This window comes from Pseudomonadota bacterium, assembly GCA_010028905.1.
Lineage (GTDB): Bacteria > Vulcanimicrobiota > Xenobia > RGZZ01 > RGZZ01 > RGZZ01.
Genome location: RGZZ01000042.1, coordinates 1 through 19171 on the forward strand (window position 1 = coordinate 1; position 19171 = coordinate 19171).

General features: G+C 67.6%; 14 protein-coding genes. 4 read left to right on the forward strand and 10 right to left on the reverse strand.

Going from position 1 to position 19171, the window contains the following annotated elements:
• Positions 1–87 precede the first annotated feature (87 nt).
• The 3 genes from EB084_05165 to EB084_05175 all read right to left on the reverse strand — a co-directional run bounded on the left by EB084_05165 (position 88) and on the right by EB084_05175 (position 5496).
• Entirely contained in the window at positions 88–2094 is a 2007-nt protein-coding gene (locus EB084_05165; protein ID NDD27640.1) for an APC family permease, read from the reverse strand.
• Between the two features lie 126 nt (positions 2095–2220).
• Complete coding sequence (locus EB084_05170) at positions 2221–3951, reverse strand: glutamine--tRNA ligase/YqeY domain fusion protein (protein NDD27641.1); 1731 nt, start codon at positions 3949–3951, stop codon at positions 2221–2223.
• A gap of 141 nt (positions 3952–4092) precedes the next feature.
• Positions 4093–5496 (reverse strand): hypothetical protein, encoded by a 1404-nt coding sequence (locus tag EB084_05175; GenBank protein ID NDD27642.1) that lies wholly within the window; start codon positions 5494–5496, stop codon positions 4093–4095.
• A 217-nt stretch (positions 5497–5713) separates the two neighbouring features.
• Between EB084_05175 and EB084_05180 the strand changes: the two genes are divergently transcribed.
• From EB084_05180 to EB084_05190, 3 genes are all read left to right on the forward strand, one after another.
• On the forward strand, positions 5714–7270 hold the full coding sequence (locus EB084_05180; protein ID NDD27643.1) for a carboxylate-amine ligase: 1557 nt from the start codon (positions 5714–5716) through the stop codon (positions 7268–7270).
• A gap of 170 nt (positions 7271–7440) precedes the next feature.
• Entirely contained in the window at positions 7441–7662 is a 222-nt protein-coding gene (locus EB084_05185) for a hypothetical protein (protein NDD27644.1), read from the forward strand.
• 138 nt (positions 7663–7800) lie between these two features.
• The gene (locus EB084_05190) at positions 7801–8424 is read left to right on the forward strand and encodes an NUDIX domain-containing protein (protein NDD27645.1); all 624 of its coding nucleotides are present in this window, start codon (positions 7801–7803) and stop codon (positions 8422–8424) included.
• A gap of 32 nt (positions 8425–8456) precedes the next feature.
• Here EB084_05190 and EB084_05195 read toward each other — a convergent pair whose 3' ends face one another.
• Positions 8457–8966 carry a DUF3828 domain-containing protein gene (locus tag EB084_05195; protein ID NDD27646.1) on the reverse strand — a complete coding sequence of 170 codons (510 nt, stop codon included), beginning with the start codon at positions 8964–8966 and terminating at the stop codon, positions 8457–8459.
• Positions 8967–9083: 117 nt separating this feature from the next.
• Here EB084_05195 and EB084_05200 point away from each other — a divergent pair, with 117 nt between their 5' ends.
• The gene (locus EB084_05200; protein ID NDD27647.1) at positions 9084–10895 is read left to right on the forward strand and encodes a phosphatidylserine/phosphatidylglycerophosphate/cardiolipin synthase family protein; all 1812 of its coding nucleotides are present in this window, start codon (positions 9084–9086) and stop codon (positions 10893–10895) included.
• A gap of 25 nt (positions 10896–10920) precedes the next feature.
• On the opposite strand, the gene EB084_05205 is transcribed toward EB084_05200, so the two are convergent.
• The 6 genes from EB084_05205 to EB084_05230 all read right to left on the reverse strand — a co-directional run bounded on the left by EB084_05205 (position 10921) and on the right by EB084_05230 (position 19165).
• Positions 10921–11325 carry a type II secretion system protein gene (locus tag EB084_05205; protein NDD27648.1) on the reverse strand — a complete coding sequence of 135 codons (405 nt, stop codon included), beginning with the start codon at positions 11323–11325 and terminating at the stop codon, positions 10921–10923.
• Positions 11326–11328: 3 nt separating this feature from the next.
• Entirely contained in the window at positions 11329–11820 is a 492-nt protein-coding gene (locus EB084_05210) for a hypothetical protein (protein NDD27649.1), read from the reverse strand.
• A 235-nt stretch (positions 11821–12055) separates the two neighbouring features.
• Positions 12056–13177 (reverse strand): hypothetical protein, encoded by a 1122-nt coding sequence (locus EB084_05215; protein ID NDD27650.1) that lies wholly within the window; start codon positions 13175–13177, stop codon positions 12056–12058.
• Entirely contained in the window at positions 13174–14382 is a 1209-nt protein-coding gene (locus EB084_05220; protein ID NDD27651.1) for an LLM class flavin-dependent oxidoreductase, read from the reverse strand. The genes EB084_05215 and EB084_05220 overlap by 4 nt, the downstream gene beginning before the upstream one ends.
• A 303-nt stretch (positions 14383–14685) precedes the next feature.
• On the reverse strand, positions 14686–17946 hold the full coding sequence (locus tag EB084_05225) for a hypothetical protein (GenBank protein ID NDD27652.1): 3261 nt from the start codon (positions 17944–17946) through the stop codon (positions 14686–14688).
• A complete protein-coding gene (locus EB084_05230; GenBank protein ID NDD27653.1) occupies positions 17939–19165 on the reverse strand; it encodes a hypothetical protein in 1227 nt (408 codons plus the stop codon). The genes EB084_05225 and EB084_05230 overlap by 8 nt, the downstream gene beginning before the upstream one ends.
• Between the last annotated feature and the right edge of the window lie 6 nt (positions 19166–19171).

A 19171-nucleotide genomic window follows, 5' to 3' on the forward strand; every position in this document is an offset into this window, starting at 1 on the left:
CGCGCTTTGCTCATGGCGAGGCGTCTTGTGCATCGTGTCCGTGTCGCGCGCTCGCCGGCCCGGGAGCCGATGAGGCCCAGGTCGCGATCAGGGCGTACCGTTCCCCGCTGGAATCGAGGCTGGCACGTCTGGCGCGTCGGCTGCGCCGGGCGGCACGGGCTTCGACGGTTCGTCTTCAAACGGGAAGTAGCGCACGTTGGTGAGGATCACGTTCTTGCGGCGCAGCAGGTAGAGCTTGATCCAGGCCCCGTAGTTGGCGTGCAGCAGTCCGTGCCACCAGCGGCTGCTCACCGATTCGGGAACCACCACGGTGATGTAGGTGTCGGGGCGCTCACGCTCCACCTCGTCGAGGTACGACAGCAGCGGGCTGATGATGGAGCGATAGGGCGAGTTCAGCACGACGAGGGGCACGTCCGGCGCCCACCGCTCCCAAGACTCCTTGATGGGCGAGAGGTCTTCCTCTGTGACCGAGATGTGCACGCCGCGCACGTCGCTACCGATGCGACGGCAGTACTCAAGCGCCGCGAGGACCCCACGGTGCACCCGCGGGATCAGCACGAGCACGGTGTTCGCGCGAGGGGACGCGGGAACCTCGTACCCCTCGGTGGAGAGCGCCGTCTTCATGCTGGCGTAGTGCTGCTCGATGGCGCGGAACATGGCGTAGAGCAGGCCGATGAGAATCGCGATGATCCAGCCGAACTCGCGCCCCTGGTTGTGCACGATGTCGACGATGATCTTCTCGTAGGCGATGGTACACATGACCAGGAACGTGGCCGTGGCGCCGATGCCGTTGATGATGGCCTTGCCCAGCCAGCCGCTGCTCCGCTCTCGCGCCCAGCGGGCAACCATGCCGGTCTGCGACAAGGTGAACGCGATGAACACGCCGATGGCGTAGAGAGGGATGAGCAGATCGGTGTTGCCCCGGAACACGATGACCAGCACCGACGACAGCACGCCGAGCATGATGATGCCGTTCGAGAAGGTCAGCTTGTCACCGAGGTTGGAGAGCTGGCGAGGCATGAAGCCGTCACGCGCCAGCACCGCGGAGAGACGCGGGAAGTCGGCAAAGCTGGTGTTGGCGGCCAGCACGAGAATGGCCACGGTCGACATCTGCAGCACGTAGTAGAACCAGGTGCCCTTCCCGAACACGATGGAGTTGAGCTGGTCGACCACGGGCGCACTGCCCTCGACGTAGACCACCCCTGTACGGGCCGCCAGAAGCGACATGCCCATGAACAGAACGCCGAGGATGACGGCCATCCAGACCAGCGTGGTGGCCGCGTTCCTCGACTGCGGCACGCGAAATGCCGGCACGCCGTCGGAGATGGCCTCGGTGCCCGTGAGCGCCGAGCATCCGCGTGAGAAGGCGTTCAGGAACAGGGCGATGCCCACCGCCGTGGTGGGCTCGATGGGGTGGAGCGGCGGATCGGCGGGATTGAGGGTCCACCCGAAGAGCGACGGGCCGAAGAACCCGAAGAAGAGCATGGTGAGCGCGCAGGCGATGAACATGTACGTGGGCACGGCGAAGATGGCGCCCGATTCCTTGAGCCCGCGCAGGTTGAGAATCGAGAGCAGCACGATGAAGCTCACGCACAGGAACACCTCGTGCCCCTTGAAGCCGTGCATGAACGGCACGGCCACCAGGTTCTGCACGCCCGAGGCGATGCTCGTGGCCACCGTGAGGATGTAGTCGATGAGGATGGCTGCGGCCGCGATGAGCCCCCAGCGCACGCCGAGGTTGTCCTTGGCGACGATGTACGACCCGCCGCCCTGCGCGTAGGCATAGACCGTCTGGCGATAGGAGAACGCCACGATGACGAGCAGCAGCACGATGGCCACCGAGATGTGCACCGTGTACATCAGGGCGCCCGCGCCCGCGGTCGCGAGGGCGAGCAGGATCTCCTGGGTGGCATAGACCGACGATGAGATGGCGTCAGATGCGAACACGGGAAGCGCGAGCCACTTCGGCAGGCGCGTGTGCTCGTGGTGCTCGGTGGGTATCGCCTTCCCGAAGAGCAGCTTGCGAATGGGGTTCGTGCTCTCGAGAGGGCTGTTGACGACGGTTGTCGTGCCGCCCGTGCGCGACGATTCCATGGTGTTCCTCCTGCGAGGCTGGCGCCGTTCCGCGAAAGCGAGGTCGGCGGCCTCGGTGGCGAGGGGTTCGCAGAACGGCGGGCGGGGTCCTCTCTCAAAAGAGCGGCCACCCTTCGCCCGGTGGGTCTAGTCGACCTTGCCTTGCGCCACCATCTTCTGCCACGACGAGCGCAGCCCCACGGTGCGATTGAACACCAGCGCCCCGGGGCGACTGTCCGGGTCAACGTAGAAGTATCCCTGTCGCTCGAACTGCACCCGCTCGCCCGGCTGGGCGACCGCCATCGACGGCTCGACGAAGCCCGTCAGCACGCGCATCGATTCGGGATTGAGGCAGGCCTTGAAATCCGGCTCCTGATCGGGCTTCTCGGCCGTGAAGAGGCGATCGTAGAGGCGCAGCTCGGCTGGCACGGCGTGCGCCGCAGACACCCAGTGAATGGTTCCCTTCGTCTTGCGACCATCGGGCGGGTTGCATCCGAGGGTCTCGCGATCAACGGTGGCGCGCAGCTCGACGATCTCGCCCTGGGCATCCTTCACCACCGACTCGCACCTGAGCAGGAACGACCACCGCAGACGCACCTCGCGCCCCGGCGCAAGTCGGAAGAACTTCTTGGGCGGGTCTTCCATGAAGTCGTCGCGCTCGATGTAGATGACCTTCGAGAACGGCACCTTGCGATGCCCCATGCGCTCCGGCTCGTCTGGGAAGTAAGGGGCGTCGATCTCGATGACCTCGTCGTCGCCGAGGTTCTCGACCACGACACGAAGCGGGTTCTGCACGGCCATGGCCCGCCGCGTGCGGGGGTTGAGATCGTCGCGCACCGACTCTTCGAGCATGTCGAGCTCGATCCAGCTGTCGGCCTTCGCCACGCCGATGCGCTCGCAGAAGGCGCGAATGGCCTCGGGCGGATAGCCACGGCGGCGCATGCCGGCCAGGGTGGGCATGCGCGGATCATCCCACCCGATCACCAGGCCGCTCTTGACCAGCTCGAGGAGCTTGCGCTTCGACATGACTGTGCCCTTCAGGTTCAGACGAGCGAACTCGATCTGTCGGGGGCGTGCGGGGAACGGATGGCGCACGTTGTCGATGCACCAGTCGTAGAGCGGTCGATGGTTCTCGAACTCGAGGCTGCAGAGGGAGTGCGTGATGCCCTCGAGCGCGTCGTTGAGGGGATGCGCGAAATCGTACAGCGGATAGATGCACCACGCATCGCCTGTGCGATGATGGTGTGCGTGACGGATGCGGAAGAGGGTCGGATCACGCATGTTGATGTTGGGAGAGGCCATGTCGATCCTTGCGCGCAGCACGTGGGTGCCATCGGGGAACTCGCCGGCCCGCATGCGCTTGAAGAGGTCGAGGTTCTCCGCGACCGGGCGGTCGCGGTACGGGCTCTCCTTTCCCGGTTCGGTGAGCGTTCCGCGATGGGCGCGGATCTCATCGGCGGTGAGGGAGTCGACATAGGCCTTGCCCTGTTCGATGAGGTCGACGGCGAAGTCGTAGAACCGCTCATAGAAGTCAGAGGCGTAGTAGAGCGTTCCGCCCCAGTCGAACCCGAGCCAGCGGATGTCGTCGCAGATGGCGTTGACGTACTCCACGTCTTCCTTGACGGGGTTGGTGTCATCCATGCGCAGGTGGCAGGTGCCAACATAGTCGCGCGCGATGCCGAAGTTGAGGCAGATCGCCTTGGCGTGGCCGATGTGCAGGTAGCCGTTGGGCTCCGGCGGGAAGCGCGTGACCACTTTGCCGTCGTTCTTGCCCGCGCGCAGCTCTTCGTCGATGATCTGTCGGATGAAGTTGCTGCCTGGGGCGCCCCCCTCGGAAGGCTCGGCGGTGGCGGCTGCGGTCTCGGTCGTCTCGGTCATGCCAGATCTCCTCTGCCCACCTCGGCGCTTCGGCGCGGAGGCGGTGAATCGGAGGAGAATTCGCACAAGGCGTCAGGCCCCCTCCCGAAAAGAGAAAAGCGCCCCGCACTGCGGAGCGCTCAGCTCTTGAACGAAGGGCGATCAGGCTGCCACGGTCGACGGCGGGGCAGGAGGGCAAGGCTCCTGCGAGGAGCCGTCACTCGGAGGGGGAGGCTCAGGCGCTGGCGTCGGATCGGGCGTGGGCGGAGGAGCGGGGGCCTGCACCGGGTTCTTCTCGATGATGAAGTCGACGAAGGCCAGGTCAGCCGAGCTCACGTCCTTGTACATGCCTTTGAACGCCTTGTAGTCCGGCTGGAACGAGCTGCCCATCTCGATGGTGAAGTTGAGCTTGCCGTTGGCCTGGTGGCAGGTCTCAGACGACCCGAAGGTGGGGTAGTCGAGAACGCTCTGATGGTAGTCATAGGCGTTGTTGCCCTGGGCCGCGTTCATGCGCGCGGCCACCGCGTCGTAGTCGGCCACGTTCTCGGGGATGTCCTCGGTGTGTCCCCACGGGCGCAGCAGCGAGCCGCCATAGCTGTGATGGTCGAGCACGCCCTTGATGTTGGGGCGCTGGTACTCGAGCTGCATCAGCGCGGCGACCTCGGGCTCCTGGCCGGGCTTGCCGCGGAAGGTGTCGCTGCCCGGATCGTCACTGGCGCCCACGTCGTCCCACGTGCTGCACGGGGTGTCGCCCTCCGCGCGGAAGTACTTCATGTGGTCGGGGTTGCCGTCCCAGTAGTTTCGGTTCAGATCGACGCCGTACTCGATGGGGGTGCCATGGCCGTTTCCGCTGCCCGGGCACTCGGTGTCGTACACGGGGGTGCGGTTCTTGCGCCACCAGCTGTCCTCGGTTCGGCTGTACTGGAAGCCATCGGGGTTCACGACGGGGATGAACCAGAGCTCGGCGTTGTCGAGACGGCGCTTCGCATCGGTATCGGTGCCGTACTTGTTGGCGAGATCCTCGGCCAGCTGCAAGGTCACCTCGGGGGTCATCCACTCGCGGGCGTGGTGGGTGCCGGTGATCACGACGCCCGGCTTGTTCGTGGTGTCGCCCTGCGCGTCAGAGGTGATCTTGAGCGCCCACACGTCACGGCCCTCGGCGGTCTTGGCGATGGACTGCATCTGCACGAGGTCGGGGTGCGCATCGGCCAGCGCGTGCATCTCCTGCTCCATCTTCTCGAGAGAGCGATATCCCTTGGCCGCGCGGTTCGGCGTGCCCTCGAGGTGCTGCTTGAACTCAAGAACAACGTCCTGCACGTTGACCTGTGCCTTGGGCAGGATGTCGTGGGTGCCTCGCAGGTAGGTCTCGATCTCGGCGTCAGAGCAGACCCCGTCGCCATCGGCATCGATCTGGGCGGCTTCACGCGCGTTGCGCGGGTGGACAGCGGGGGCGCTGCCGTCTTCGGCGGCCTGGAGCTTCCAGCTACGGCCCTGGGCGATGGTGCGGCTGTCGATGTTCGTCACGGCACAGTCCTCTACAGGTTGCTTGTGACGTGATAATATCATTAAACATCGACCGTTCGCGTTGCCAGCATGTTAACAGCGCGCAGCACACATCCGACCCGCCGGCACGCAGGCAGGGCCAGGAGCCCGGGCGGTGGAACCTCCCGACGTGCAGATCCCATTCTCCGACCTCCCCCTCTCTCCCCCGATGGGCGACCTCGCGCAAGACGACGCGGGACGGCTGACGGCCGGCCTGTTCGCGCAGGGGCTCCTCAACCTCATCCCTCCCCCCGGCTCGGTCGAGGAAGATCAGCGCTTCAACGAGCTGCAGACCCGCCTCTCCACCCTGTGGAAGGAGGTCATGCACAACCCCTACGCCGAGCAGACGGTGGTGGTCGTCCCCTCGCTCACCCTCGATGTCGAGGAGATGCACAAGCTCAAGGGCGTGACGTACTACGAGGAGCGCATGCTCTTCCATCTCATCCTGCTCGCCATGCCGAAGACCCGGGTGGTGTTCGTGAGCTCGCTTCCCATCCACGAGAGCATCATCGACTACCTGCTTCAGCTGCTCCCTGGGGTTCCCTACTCGCACGCGCGCCAGCGGCTGCACATGTTCGCCTGCTACGACGGCTCCATCCGCCCGCTCACGGCCAAGATCCTCGAGCGCCCCGCGCTCATCGAGCGCATCCGCCGCTGCATCGGCAACGACCAGAACGCCCACCTCACGGCCTTCAACGTCACCCCCCTCGAGAAGCAGCTCTCGGTGACCCTGGGCGTTCCCCTCTACGGCGCGCACCCGCGGCTGCTCACCTACGGGCTCAAGAGCGGTGCGCGAAAGCTGTTCCGTGACCTGGGGCTGCGGTTTGCAGACGGCTTCGAAGACCTGCGCGACGAGAACGACATGGCCGAGGCGACGGTCGAGCTCTGGAGACGCGACCCTTCGTTGAAGCGCCTGGTGGTGAAGCTCAACGACGGCTTCAGCGGCGACGGCAACGGCCTTGTCTCGCTCGAGAAGCTGCAGCGCGCCGCTTCGAGAGGTCCGCTGTCGACCCGCGAGGCCCTTGCGGTGGTCAAGAAGACACTCCCCTCCTCCACGCGGTTCCAGGCCAAGGACCAGACGTGGGACAGCTACGTCCAGAAGTTCCGCCAGATGCAGGGCGTGGTCGAGACCTTCATCGAGGGGCGAGGCAAGCAGTCGCCCAGCGTGCAGCTTCGGGTCAATCCGTTGCGGCAGGTGGAGATCATCAGCACCCACGACCAGATCCTCGGCGGCCCGGACGGGCAGGTGTTCGTGGGGTGCAGCTTCCCCGCCCGCCCGACCTACTGCGACGCGCTGCACGACGGGGCACGGCGCATCGGAGAGGCCCTCGCCGATGTGGGCGTGCTGGGTCGGCTCTCCATCGACTATCTGGCCGTGCCGGACGGCAAGCGCACGTGGAAGATGTACGCCATCGAGATCAACCTGCGCAAGGGTGGCACCACCCACCCGTTCCGCACCCTGCAACTGCTCACCGGCGGCACCTATCTCCCCGGCGAGGGGCGCTTCAAGACCGCCTCGGGCAAATCGAAGCACTACGTGGCCTCCGACAACCTCGAGTCAGAGGCCTACCGCGGACTGACCCCCGAAGACCTCATCGACATCACCACCTACACCGGGCTTCACTACGCGTCGTCGACCAACACGGGGGTGGTGTTCCATCTCATCGGCGCGCTCAGCGAGTTCGGCAAGCTCGGCGTGACCTGCATCGGCAACAGCGCGGGCGAGGCCCAGGCGCTGTACGACCGAACGGTGGCCACGCTCGACGAGCAGGCCACGACCCGCGCCTGGATGCACTGACCCTTCGATCTGCGCCGACACGAGACAGACCGCGACATCGAGAAGGAACTCGGCCGCGCGCGAGGAACCTCCCCGGGTCCGGCCGCCTTCGAGATTCGCGCGCCCCCGTGGCCACAGAGTCCCAGGTCCGACCGAGAGACGAATCGTCAGATCTACGGAGAGTGAACCCAATGGCGGAAGAAGCCCACAGCAGCGAATCCCACAACGAAGCCGGCTTTCTGGGCGGCCTCCTCGATGGCACCGCAGTCGGACTCGGCGCCGGACTTGTCATCGGCGGAATCTGCCTGAAGGGCGACTGGATCACCGCCCAGGCCTGGGTACAGATGACGGCGGCGACCACTGTGGTCGGCGTGATCCTCGGCACCTGGTGGGGCAAGAACCGCGGTTACTGATCGCACAGCGCGAACCTCACCCGAAGAGGGGCGCACGTCGCTGAAGAGGCGCGAGCCGAGCAGGCCGCGCCTCTTTCGTTCTCGCGCTCTGACGGGCTGTTCGAGGAGACCCGCGAGAGCGACGCGAATCAAAGCCCAATGACGCCTCTCCCCTCGTGGCTCGACTGGGCGCAGCGGCTACAGGCCATCGCGCAGAACGGGCTCGCCTTCTCACCCAACCCGTACGATCGGCTGCGCTATGAAGACGTGCTCGAGATCGTGCACGAGATGCTCGGCGCCCAGACCGGGGGCGACCCCATCGCGTTCGAGACGCTCTTCGGTGTCGAGAAGGGCTACGCCACGCCCAAGGTCGACGTTCGCGGGGTGGTGTTCCAAGAGAATCGGGTGCTGCTGGTCAAGGAGCGCTCCGATCAGCGCTGGACCCTGCCGGGCGGTTGGGCCGACGTGGGGCTCTCTGTGCGGCAGGTTGTGGAGAAGGAGATCCACGAGGAGTCCGGCTACGAGACCCGCGCCGATCGCCTCCTGGCCGTCTACGACATGCGCAGGCATGATCACCCGCCCTACGCCCATCACGTGTACAAGGTGTTCGTGGCCTGCACGATCATCGGGGGGGCCCCGACCCACAGCCTCGAGACCGAGGGGGTCGACTTCTTCGCCCTCGACGCGCTTCCCGAGCTGTCGCTGCCGCGCGTCACCCCGGCCCAGATCGCGCGTTTCTTCGCCCTGCGCGATACCCCGCACGCGCCGGTCGACTTCGACTGACGCGCGGGGGGCGGGGAAGCCTCAGAAGAGGCTCAGCCGCGCAGCTCCTGGCGCAGGTAGCGCTTCAGGTCCCACGCCTTCATGCCGGCTTCGGCCGCGTAGAGGAAGTTGGTGATCTTCCAGGCGCCGCCGAACCTGCGCACCTCGATGGTCACCCGCTGCTGCTCGTGGCCCGGCACGCGATACGACGCGTACATGGGCACCAGGGCCGTGTCGCCCTTCTGCCGAGCGGCGCCGAAACGAATGGTGGCCGCGTTCATCTGGGCATTGACAAACGGATCGAAGTCGAGCCAGACCTTGTCGCCCTTACCCGGATCATGCCCCAGCATCTCGTAGAGCAGGGCGTACAGACCAGGCTCAAGCCGCGACCTCTGCGAGACCAGGAACTTTCGGCTCACCTGATCGCGATCGGGCGCCTTCTGGTAGGCGTCGTAGAACGCCTTCACAACGGCGGCGGGCGCGTCAGCACGGGCCGGCGCAACGATGGCGAGCGCAAGCACGAAGGTGACGAGGGTGCAGATCAGGGCGGTGGTTCTCTTCATGGCCGGTCACTTTCACACGTGACGCGCATCCCCCTCCCCACCCGTACCTCGCCCGGCGCACGGCGGCGAAGCGAGGCCCTCTGCTGACGCCATCGACTTGCGCCATGCCCCCGAGATATGGTACTCTTTGGCGGGCTCCACACGGAAGTCAACGAGGGTCTGACCGAGATGAACGCCGCACGCCTTGGCGCATCCCCCCCTCTCCAACGCGAACCGCGCGCCACTGGCGCCGACGCGCAGCTTCAACGCGCCTGCGCTGAAGCACCGACCGACGCAAGGCCCACCACCAAGCCCCCAACCACCTTTGCCGACGTCTTCGAGCGCATGCAGACCCGACTTGCGTCGGCCGCGAACCTTCCCGACCGCATCCCTCCCTCGAAGCGAATCCCGGTGGTCACGCTGTCGACCGGACTGGTCAGCGGTGCCGTGGTGGGAGGGCTTGCCGGCGGCCCCATCGGCCTGGCCATCGGCGCCGTGGCGGGACTGACGGTGGGCGCTGCCACCGCGGGAGTGATGAAGATCAAAGGGCTCGGTGGACGCCCTGGCACCGAAGAGGGAGAGCGCGCCTCGGTCCCCCGTCGTGTTTTCGAGAATGTGAGCGCGCGAGTGAAGCATCCGGAGCGAGACGTTCACCTCGAGCCGGATCTCGCGTCTCCGCTGCTCACCCCCGACGTGCAGACCCACATCGACAACGTCACCGGCGTCGCGCGAAGCCACGGCAACGACGTCCGCCTGCTGACCAACGGGGTGCAGGCGTATGACGCGCGCACGCGCCTGATGTCGGCGGCGAAGCACTCGATCTGTCTGCAGACCTACATCTTCCGCGACGACGAGACCGGTCGGCGCACGGCCGAGCTGCTGCGCGAGAAGGCCCGTGAGGGCGTCGACGTGCGCGTGATCGTCGACGGCATCGGGAGCCACGACACGCCGAAGAGCCTGTTCGATGAGATGCGCGCCGATGGGGTGAAGGTCATCAACTTCAACCCTCTGAGCAGCCTCGAGCGCCTCAACCATCGCTGGCATCAGAAGATGCTCATCGTCGATGACGGGGCCGCCGTCATGGGCGGCATGAACGTGGGCAGCGAGTACGCCCTGTACGGCACGGGCCACGTCGATCTCTCGAACGGGGCATCGGCCTCGTCGGCCACCTGGGTGCGAGACACCGACATCGTGGCCACCGGTCCGGTCGTGGTCGACGCCATGAAGACCTTTGCACGCAACTGGCAGCTCGCCGACGCAGACGATGCGGTGAAGGTACCGGCAGCCCACGCCGCGCCCCCCGTTCCCATCGATGATCTGGCCATCGGGTTCATCCACAAGATGCGCGCGCATACAGAACCGACGCGCAACGTCGACACGCGCCTGCTCGTGCATCGCCCCTATGAAGATCGCGACACCCGCATCGAGGACTGGTACGTGGCGATGCTCGACAACGCGCAGACCACCGCCTACATCTCGAACGCCTACTTCGTGCCCACCGACGCGGTCACCGCCGCCCTCGAGCGCGCCGCGAAGCGAGGGGTCGACGTGCGGGTGCTCACGAACTCGGCGGAGACGAACGACAGCACGCTGCCCCTCGCCCAGTGGGCGGGCCGCGCCAGCTATGAGCAGCTTCTCGAGGCGGGGGTGCGCATCTACGAGACCCCGGACGCGAACCGCGTGCTCCAGCATCTGCACAAGAAGACAGCGGTGTTCGATGGGGTGTCATCGACCGTGGGCTCGTACAACCTCGACCCGCGCAGCGCGAACCTCAACTCAGAGAACACCCTGGTGATCGAAGGGGCCGACTTCGGTCGCCAGATGAACCGCATGTTCGCCAACGACCTGCGCAAGTCACGCGAGATCGACCTCGAGACGCTGCGCAACGGCACCCTCTACGATCGGCTTCAGCAGTGGTTCTTCGGCGAGGTCATGCGAGACCACATCTGAGCCTGGAGGCGCGGCCGAGAAGCGCCTAGGGGGCAACGAGCCCCCCCGTCGAGAGAAACTGCGGGTACTGGGCCGGAACCCCCACGAGCTGGTGCTGATTGCCCAGGCAGACGACGGTGTAGGCGTCCGGGGTGTACGCGGTCGTGACCCGGTAGTTGGGCCCTCCCAGGCCCGGACACGTGGGAAAGACGGCGATGTAGCGAGGGCAGACCAGGCTCGCGCTGTTAGGGTAGGCGCCATTGTTGTCGCTGGCGTACACGGCGAACGCGGTGCCGATGTTCTTCAGGTTTCCCTTGCAGGCGGTGTAGAGGCTCATGGCGCGAGAGCGGGCAAAGCTGGGAAGCAGGATGGAGGCCAGCAGGCCGACGATGCACAGCACCACGAGCAGCTCGACCAGGGTGAATCCCCGCCGATGGCGCGTCGGGGACATGGGTCAGTGGCAGTCGACGACGAGCGTGCGCTCTTTCGACGCCTCGCTGCCCGTGACCGTCACCGAGTAGAAACCGGGACCGAAGGAGGTCTCGAGCTGCCCGTTGGCCCCAGGCTCGAGCAGGGGCAGCTCCATCGACATCCCCTCGACGCGCAGGCCGTGTCGCGCCTTGCCCGCGTTGCGCACGCGCATCACAACGTTGACGCCGTTCTCCACGGCGAGATCGCGCGGCGAGACCCCGTTGTCGTCGACCACCACGGCCACCGTCACGCTCGGGCGCGCGGGCGCGGGTGCCGTCGCTGCGACCGGGGCGACCTCAGCGGATTCACGGTCTCGCGAGGGCAGCGCCGTGAGCACCGACGACGCAGAGGCAAGTCGCAGCGCGAACACGATCTGGAAGAGCGCCAGCAGCATCAGACCCGTGACAACGATGCGAACCCCATGTCCGCCGGCTTCACGCTCTTCCGTCGCGGGAGGCGTGCTGGGTTCTTCCACGCAGATCTTCTCCTTCACCGAACGACCGGACCGTGGGTCGGCGCGTGCTCAGTGCGCTCGACACATCGCAGATGCGGCAACGACAGGCGCAGCTCGTAGGCAACAGGCGGCATCCGAGCGCGACCATAGGAAGGTAGCATCCGCGCGACCTGAATTCAAGATCTGTGGCAGGGACGGCTCAGGCGGGGCGGCGAGACCCCGCGGGGATGCGGCAGGCGCCTGGCGCGACGCGGCCCTACTCTAGAATCAGCAGCCGCGTGCCCGCCGCCCCCTCAGGGAGCATGACGGGCGTGGTGGGGCGCAGGCGACCGTCGGCGGGGGCGACCCGATAGAGACGTATCGTGGGCTCTCCCGCCCCGACCCCCATCGCCAGCCGTCCCCTGATCTGGAGATCCGTGGCACCCCGCGCAGTGGGGACCAAGGCCCCGACAGCCCTGACCGCGTCAGGTGCGCGCAGGTAGGTGGAGATGGTGTCGGAGGCGTTCACGAGGTAGAGACTCGCACCCGTCGCCACCAGGCCCTTCTGTGCTTCCTCGCGTGTGAGCGGCACGCTCACCTTCGATGCGCGCAGGCCGTCACCACACACCTCGAAGGCCTTCACATGACGGGTGAACGACTCGAGATTCAAGACATAGAGCGTGCGGCCGTCATCGCCGAGCGCGAGAGAAGATGCGCCGGCACCGGCGTCGAGAGCCCCCCCGACAGCCGTCAGCGACCCATCGGGCGACGAGACCGCGTGCAGCTGCACCCGCCCTCGTCGCAAGGTGACGACGCGCGTGGCGTCGACCGCCACCATGGCGTCGCTCCCAGGCAAGCGCCCCGCCGCGGGTCCCGGGAAGCCCTTGTCATCGAGGCGGAAGATCTGCGTGCACTCCCTGTCGCAGGCGTAGATGATCGCCCCGCCGTCTCCCGCGCGGACCAGGGTGGGCGCTGCGGCCGAGGTGGGCACCGGATCGGCCGAGCGGCGCAACGCCCCTTCGGGAGACACGGTGTACGAGACGAGGCAGGGCTGCGACTTGTATGTCGCCGCGACGTGAAGCAGGTTGCGCCGCGCGTCGAAGACCGCGTCGTGCGGCGCGCCGATATGCGTGGGTGCGGCCGCGGCTCGAAGCGAGGTTGCGTCGAGGTAGAACGGGCAGACGAGATCGAAGTGCTCGCACAGCACCAGAACCAGGGGAGTCCGGGACGACGCAAGGCCCGGCCCGAGGCTCAAGAGCAGCAGCAGCCCACCGAGCGCCACGAGGCGGCGGGCGCCCCCCCGACAGACGCCTCGCCGAAGGCGCGACCCGAGGCGACGCACCCCCTCCAGGACACGTCCTCCGAGCCGAAGCGCTGAAGGTCGTGCCTGTGCGATCACTGCTGGGCCTTCAGCCAGGCCATGGCCTTCTGCGGGTCAGCATCCTTGATGAGTCCCATGCGCCTCACCTGCTGGGCAGCGCGACTGATCACGAACACGCTCGGAGGCGCGCTGCGCCCGCGGAAGTACGGCACGATATCGGTGGCCAGGGTGAGAATGGCCGTGGGGTCGAGACTGGCGTTGGTGAGATGGAAGTGATCGACGCCGGCATCGACGTACTCGCCGATGCTCTTGCGTATCTTCTTCACGTCGCCGATGAAGACGAAGCGCTCGAGAATCTCGTCTGGCATGCTGTTCTGCCTGAGCGTGAACCGGCGCAGGCTCTCGGGGTCGTGAGGGTTCACGGCGGCATAGCTGATGTCTCCCGCCTCGGCGGGTGCATCCCAGGTGAGCCCCATGCGCTCGGCCACCGGCGGCCACACAAGCCCGAGGGCATGGTCACGCATGAGCGCGAGCACCGGCGCCTTGCGATCGGCCAGCGCCACCGTCATCATGGCGCAGCGATGGATGCGCGCCGGGTCACGGCCGTTCTCTCGGGCCGAGCGGGCGATGCCAGAGAAGTAGTCGGCGTAGTACTCGGCCGGCAGCGTGGTGGGGACCCACCCGTCAGCCACGCGGCCCGCGAAGGCCTGCGCCTTGGGCCCGAGGGCGGCGAGGAAGAAGGGGAGATGACGGCCCTTGTAGGGCCTGACCGAGAGACGCGCGTGCTTGATCTGGAAGATCTCGCCCTCGAAATCAAAGGGGGCATCGCTGTCGAGCAGGCCGCGCATCACGGTGACGGCTTCCTGAAGCCGCTTGAGGCGGCGGTCCCAGGGGATGCCGAAGGGGTCGAGGTTCATCACCTCACCCGTGCCCAGCCCCAGCGTGATGCGCCCCTTCGAGAGCTGGTCAAGGGTGGCCAGGCGGTGGGCAAATGCAGCGGGATGCTGGCGGTGCGGATCAGAGACCGCCGTTCCGAACTCGATGCGACGGGTCTGGGCCGCGCAGGCCGCGATGATGCTCCACGGGTCGGGAGACGGCATGAAATCGGGATAGGTCAGATGATCGGTGAACCAGAGCGAATCGAAGCCCATCCACTCGAATGCCCGCGCGAGATTGACCTGCATGCGCGGCGGGAAGATGGGGGGCATCACCAGACCGAACTTGAGCGAGCGAGCCATGACTTCAGCCTCCAGAGGAGCAGACGGCCGTCCGGGTCGCGGCATCGCGCCTGCACCTGGAGATCCGTTCACACCGTGTTTACAAGAGAGATCTTGCGCCCATCACCAGAGAGCGATAGAATGCGGGTGTCGGAGGCAATCGCCGCCGACGCCGATGACAGAAGCTTTTCTGAGCCCGACTGTCACCTGTTTCCTGAAAACCTGCGCTCTCGCCCTCCGCTTGCGGAGGGCGCTTCATTTCCGTGGGATGCGCCCGCTCAATCACGCGGTCAACACCCCCGCCAGGGCTGGCTGGCATGGGTCGACAAGGCGCCGCGGCTTTCTGCCGCACCACGAAGATCTCCTCGTTCAGGCCCCCCGCCCCTCACCCTGCAGCGCGAACTCCGAGGGGAGGGTCAGCGGCACCACAAGCCCCGCAAGCGGCAGGTGGATGTAGGTGGCCGCCACCGGCCGACCCGTGGCGGCCGTGAGCACCCGCCCATACGCGGCGAGCTGGCCTCCGTGGGAAGCAGCCTTCTCGACAGCTTCGTGGTCGGGAGCGAAGATGTTCTTGTGATCGATGACCACCAGTCCCTCGTGCGTCTCGAGAACGAGATCGCACGTGCCGCGCAGCGCGCGCCCGCCCGCGAGACGCATGGCCACCGGCCACTCGCGCCGCCAGACCGCGCCGGGCCACGTCTTCTCGACCCAGGCTCGCAGCGAATCCCCCACGCGCAGCAGGCTGCGAGGCTTGATGACCTGCACCAGGTTCCAGCTGGCGATGACGCGCGCCGCGAGCGCGAACCGCTCCGGGTCAGGAAGATCGGCGCGATCGGCGGCGAGGAAGGCGTGGATCCCCTCGCCCACCTTCGCCTTGTTCCCCTCGCCCTCGAGACGAGGCGGCTCTCCGATGCGCTGGGCATCGCCGCGCGCGGCCACCGCTTCGCACGACGAGGGCTGCACCCACAGACCGGGATGCGCGCGCTGGCCCCGCGGGCGAGGCGCGATGCCAGGCACGGGCGTGGACGCCTCGGCCTCGGTGCAGTTGACGACGCGCACGAGAGCCGTGAACGCATGCGCGGCCCAGGTGACCGTCATCAGGCCCTCGCCGTTCGGCTCGTTCACGAGGTCGCCGAGCAAGGCCAGCCGCCCCTTCGTGAACACACCGCTGCGAGCCGCCAGAACGACGCGATCGCGCGCGCGGGTCCATCCCACGTACAGCAGCCGCAGCCCCTCGCTGGCGTGCGCCTCGCGCACGCGCTCGGCCGCTTCGTGCGCGTCGAAGCGTTCATACAGGGCCGACTTCTGCTGGCGTTTCGAAAAGGGGTCGACCCAGAGGCGGATCCACCGCCCTCGCAGCGGATCTTCGAACGCGAACGTCCCGCCGTGTGCGATGCGAGGCTTGCACAGGTCGGGCGGCGGGCTGTGGTCGAGCTCGTAGAGCACAGTGACCGGCCACTCGAGCCCCTTCGCCCCGTGCCAGGTCATCACCGTCACCGCACTCGCCTGGGACGACGCGTGCGTGTCGGCGTCGTGATCTGGCGCACGCTCGGGAGAGATGCTGGCCTGACGATCGTCGCCCTCGCGCGCGAGACGCTGGAGGTCGGCCAGGAGACCCGCGAGGGTCACCGCGCCTCGCCCGCTCGCGACGCGGTCAGCGAACGAAACACAGAGGCCGCGGAGCACGTCGAGGTTGGCGAGGCGCTGCTCGCTGTCTCCCCATTCGAGGCAGCGATCGCGCGCCTCCACCGCCTCGACCACGCGATCGAACGCATCGACGACCCCCGTCTGAAGCCCGCCCTCACGCGCCTCGAGCACCCGCCTCACCGCCGCGATGGTGCCGAACATCGACGCCTCGATCTCCCCCTCGCGCTCGAAGCCGGGGGGAGGCAGCGCATCGACGGCGTCGAGGAGCTCGGTGAGAAAGGCGTCCGGGTCGTCGGCGTGCTGCACGAGACGGGCGATCTCGGCCCGCGCCTGGGTATCGTCATCATCGAGCCAGAGACGCAGGCCGGCGAGCACCAGGCGCGCCTCCGGACGCGAAAGCAGCCCGCCCCGCCCGACCACCGCGGGGATTCCGGCCGCAATGAGGGCGTCGGCCACATCGGCGCAGGTGTCGTTCTTGCCGCACAAAATGGCCACATCGGCCAGGACTGGACGGCGAGACTCGCCGGTCTTCGGGTCGCGCACCCGCGCCTGCGCGTCGGCGAGGAACGCGCGCACGCCGGTCACGAGCGCCGCGTTCTCATCTGCCCGCGCCCTTCCCGGCGCGTCGAGACGCCACACCTCGACCACCGGCCCCAGATCGGGCGCATCATCGAGGCTCGCCGGCGTGAGACGCGTGCGGTCTTGCGGTATTCCCCGAAGTGCGAAGGCCGGCGCGAAGATGTCTGACGTGAGCCGCACCAGGGGAGGGCGGCTTCGATACGAGGTGGGAAGGGTGTCGACGGTGCCCAGCTGGCCGATGGCCGCGTCCATCAGGCTGGGATCAGCGCCACGGAAGGCGTAGATCGACTGCTTCTGGTCACCGACCCACCAGCAGCGCTTCACCAGCCTGCTCAGAACCGAGAAGAGGCGGAGCTGCAGCGGACTGGTGTCCTGGAACTCGTCGACGAGCAGCAAATCGATGCGATCGCGCAGGTCGGCGCGCACGTCGGCGCGCTCGAGCAGCTCGAGCAGAACCGTCTCTTGATCGATGAAGTCGATGACCTCGAGCGTGCGCTTGCGCTCTGCATACGCGCGCATCGCGCGCTCGGCCAGATCGAACACCAGGCGCGTGGCCCGCACGACGTCTTCACGCAGACGGGGATGGCTTGCGACACCGCCGGCCGCTGCGCGCACGGACTCGACCGCCGCGCGGCTCTTCACCCCGGGCTGGCAGAGGCTCAGCGCGAGCCACTCGCTCCAGGCCAGGCTCTCGCCGCGCGCCAGGGAGGCCCGCGCCTGCTCGCAGCGCTCGCGCACGCCTTGCGTCACCTTTGTGGTGTCGCCGTTGGTCGAGAGAGCAGCAAGGGCGCTGTCGAGCGCCGCGACGAGCTGAGCGTCGAGGTTCGCCGCAGCCGCCGGTCCGAGCAGCCCGTCGATCTCTGCCAGACTTGCATCGCACGAGGCCGAGAGCGCGGCCGGCGCGATGCCGTTGCTTCGCGCCAGGTTCACGATCTCGAGCACCAGGGCCTCCGGGTTGAAGTCGCTCATGCGCCATTGCAGCGACGAGAGGATGCGATGCTCCTCGACGTCGGCCTGCTCGCTGATGACCTCCTCGAGGAGGCGCTTCGCCTCCTTCTCGTCAAGCACCCGAAGCGACGGCGAGAGCCCGGCCTCGAAGGCGTAGAGCGAGACCAGCTCGCCGCACACCGAGTTCACCGTTCCAATGAATGCGGCGCTGAGCCCATCGGCCGCCTCGGCGCGCTCGGCACCACGGCCGTCATCGCCCCCGGCGAGAAGCCCCGAGCGCACGCGCTCACGCAGCTCGGCCGCCGCCTTGCGGGTGAACGAGGTGGCCACGACGGCCTCCGGTCGGATGTCGCGTTCGAGCAGCTCGTCGGTGAGCACCCGTACGAGGCGATGGGTCTTGCCGCTTCCGGCACCCGCTGAGATGACGCGTATGTCAGGCTCAGACCTCTCAGACATGTCCGCCCCCCTTACCGCACAGAACGATGTGCTCACAGTACTCACACGGCGCCGTCAGCCTGAGAACGCCGTCTTCCAGGGCGCTCTTCCTGACCACCGCGTCGCCATCGAGCGCTGGAATTCCCGCGGCGCGAACGTCGCCAGAAACGAGACGGTCGCGGCGCTCGAGAAAGGCCCCCTCGAGGGCCCGATACACCGCGGCGGTCGGGGGCGCCGAGATCGGCAGGCCATGCTGCAGCGCGGCGTCGGGCGACGCCAGCAGGCGCAGGCGCTGCAAGATGTAGTAGGCGCCGCCCGTGGCGGGCGCCAGGTGCGCGTACACGGCGAGCTGGCAGGCCGCACCGCTGGCAAGTCGGTCGCGATGGCGGGTCACCGAGCCCCACTTCAGATCGACCACCGTCACCGCGTCGTTCACGGCCACCAGCATGTCGGTGCGCCCCTGCCATCCGAGATGATGGCGGCTCGTGGGCAGCCACTTCTCGGTCTCGAGCACGACCCCCCCGGTCTCCTGGAGGAGCTGCGCGAAGTCGCGCGCGGCGGCGACGAGGGTGCTGCGCGCGTTCTCTCTTGCGCGCTCGCGCCCAGGCAGGAACAGCGCCCCCGCGCGACGTGGCGCCTCGTCTTCGAACCACGTCTGCGCGGCCTGGGCCACGACCTCCGGCGCGCGGTTCTCGGGAGCCGTGCCATAACGGGCGTCCCGGCCGAAGATCTCGGCGAACATGGCATGGGCCAGCGTGCCCACCAGCTGCTCGGCCTCGGGGAGCGGCGCGCCCCCTCCCGCACCGAGCCGTGCGACGTAGCGAAACACGTATTGCAGCGGACAGGCCACCAGGGTCTCCACGCTCGACGGGCTCTCCCGATCGCGCGGTGCGATGCGGCCCGCGGCCACCCGCCAGGCCTGTCTCTCGAGCGGCAGCGGACGCAGCTCTCGGGTCTCGCGAACCGCAGCGGGGCCGAGCTGCGGACGGGTTCGCTCGAGACGCGTGCGCTGCCGGGGGGTCTCGAGACGCGCCAGGATCTCGTCGTAGAGCGGATGGGTGAACTGCTCGTCACGGCCGCTGAAACGCGGGCTCACCAGCACCAGGGCCTCGCGCGCGCAGTGCAGCGGACGCCGCCAGCGAGCCGCTCGCGCCCGGCTGAGCGCCCGCAGATCGGGCAGCTCGCCGCCGGCCGATCGAAGCGCCGCGCGCTCGGCCCCCGTGAAGGCCAGACGCGGCACCGGCGG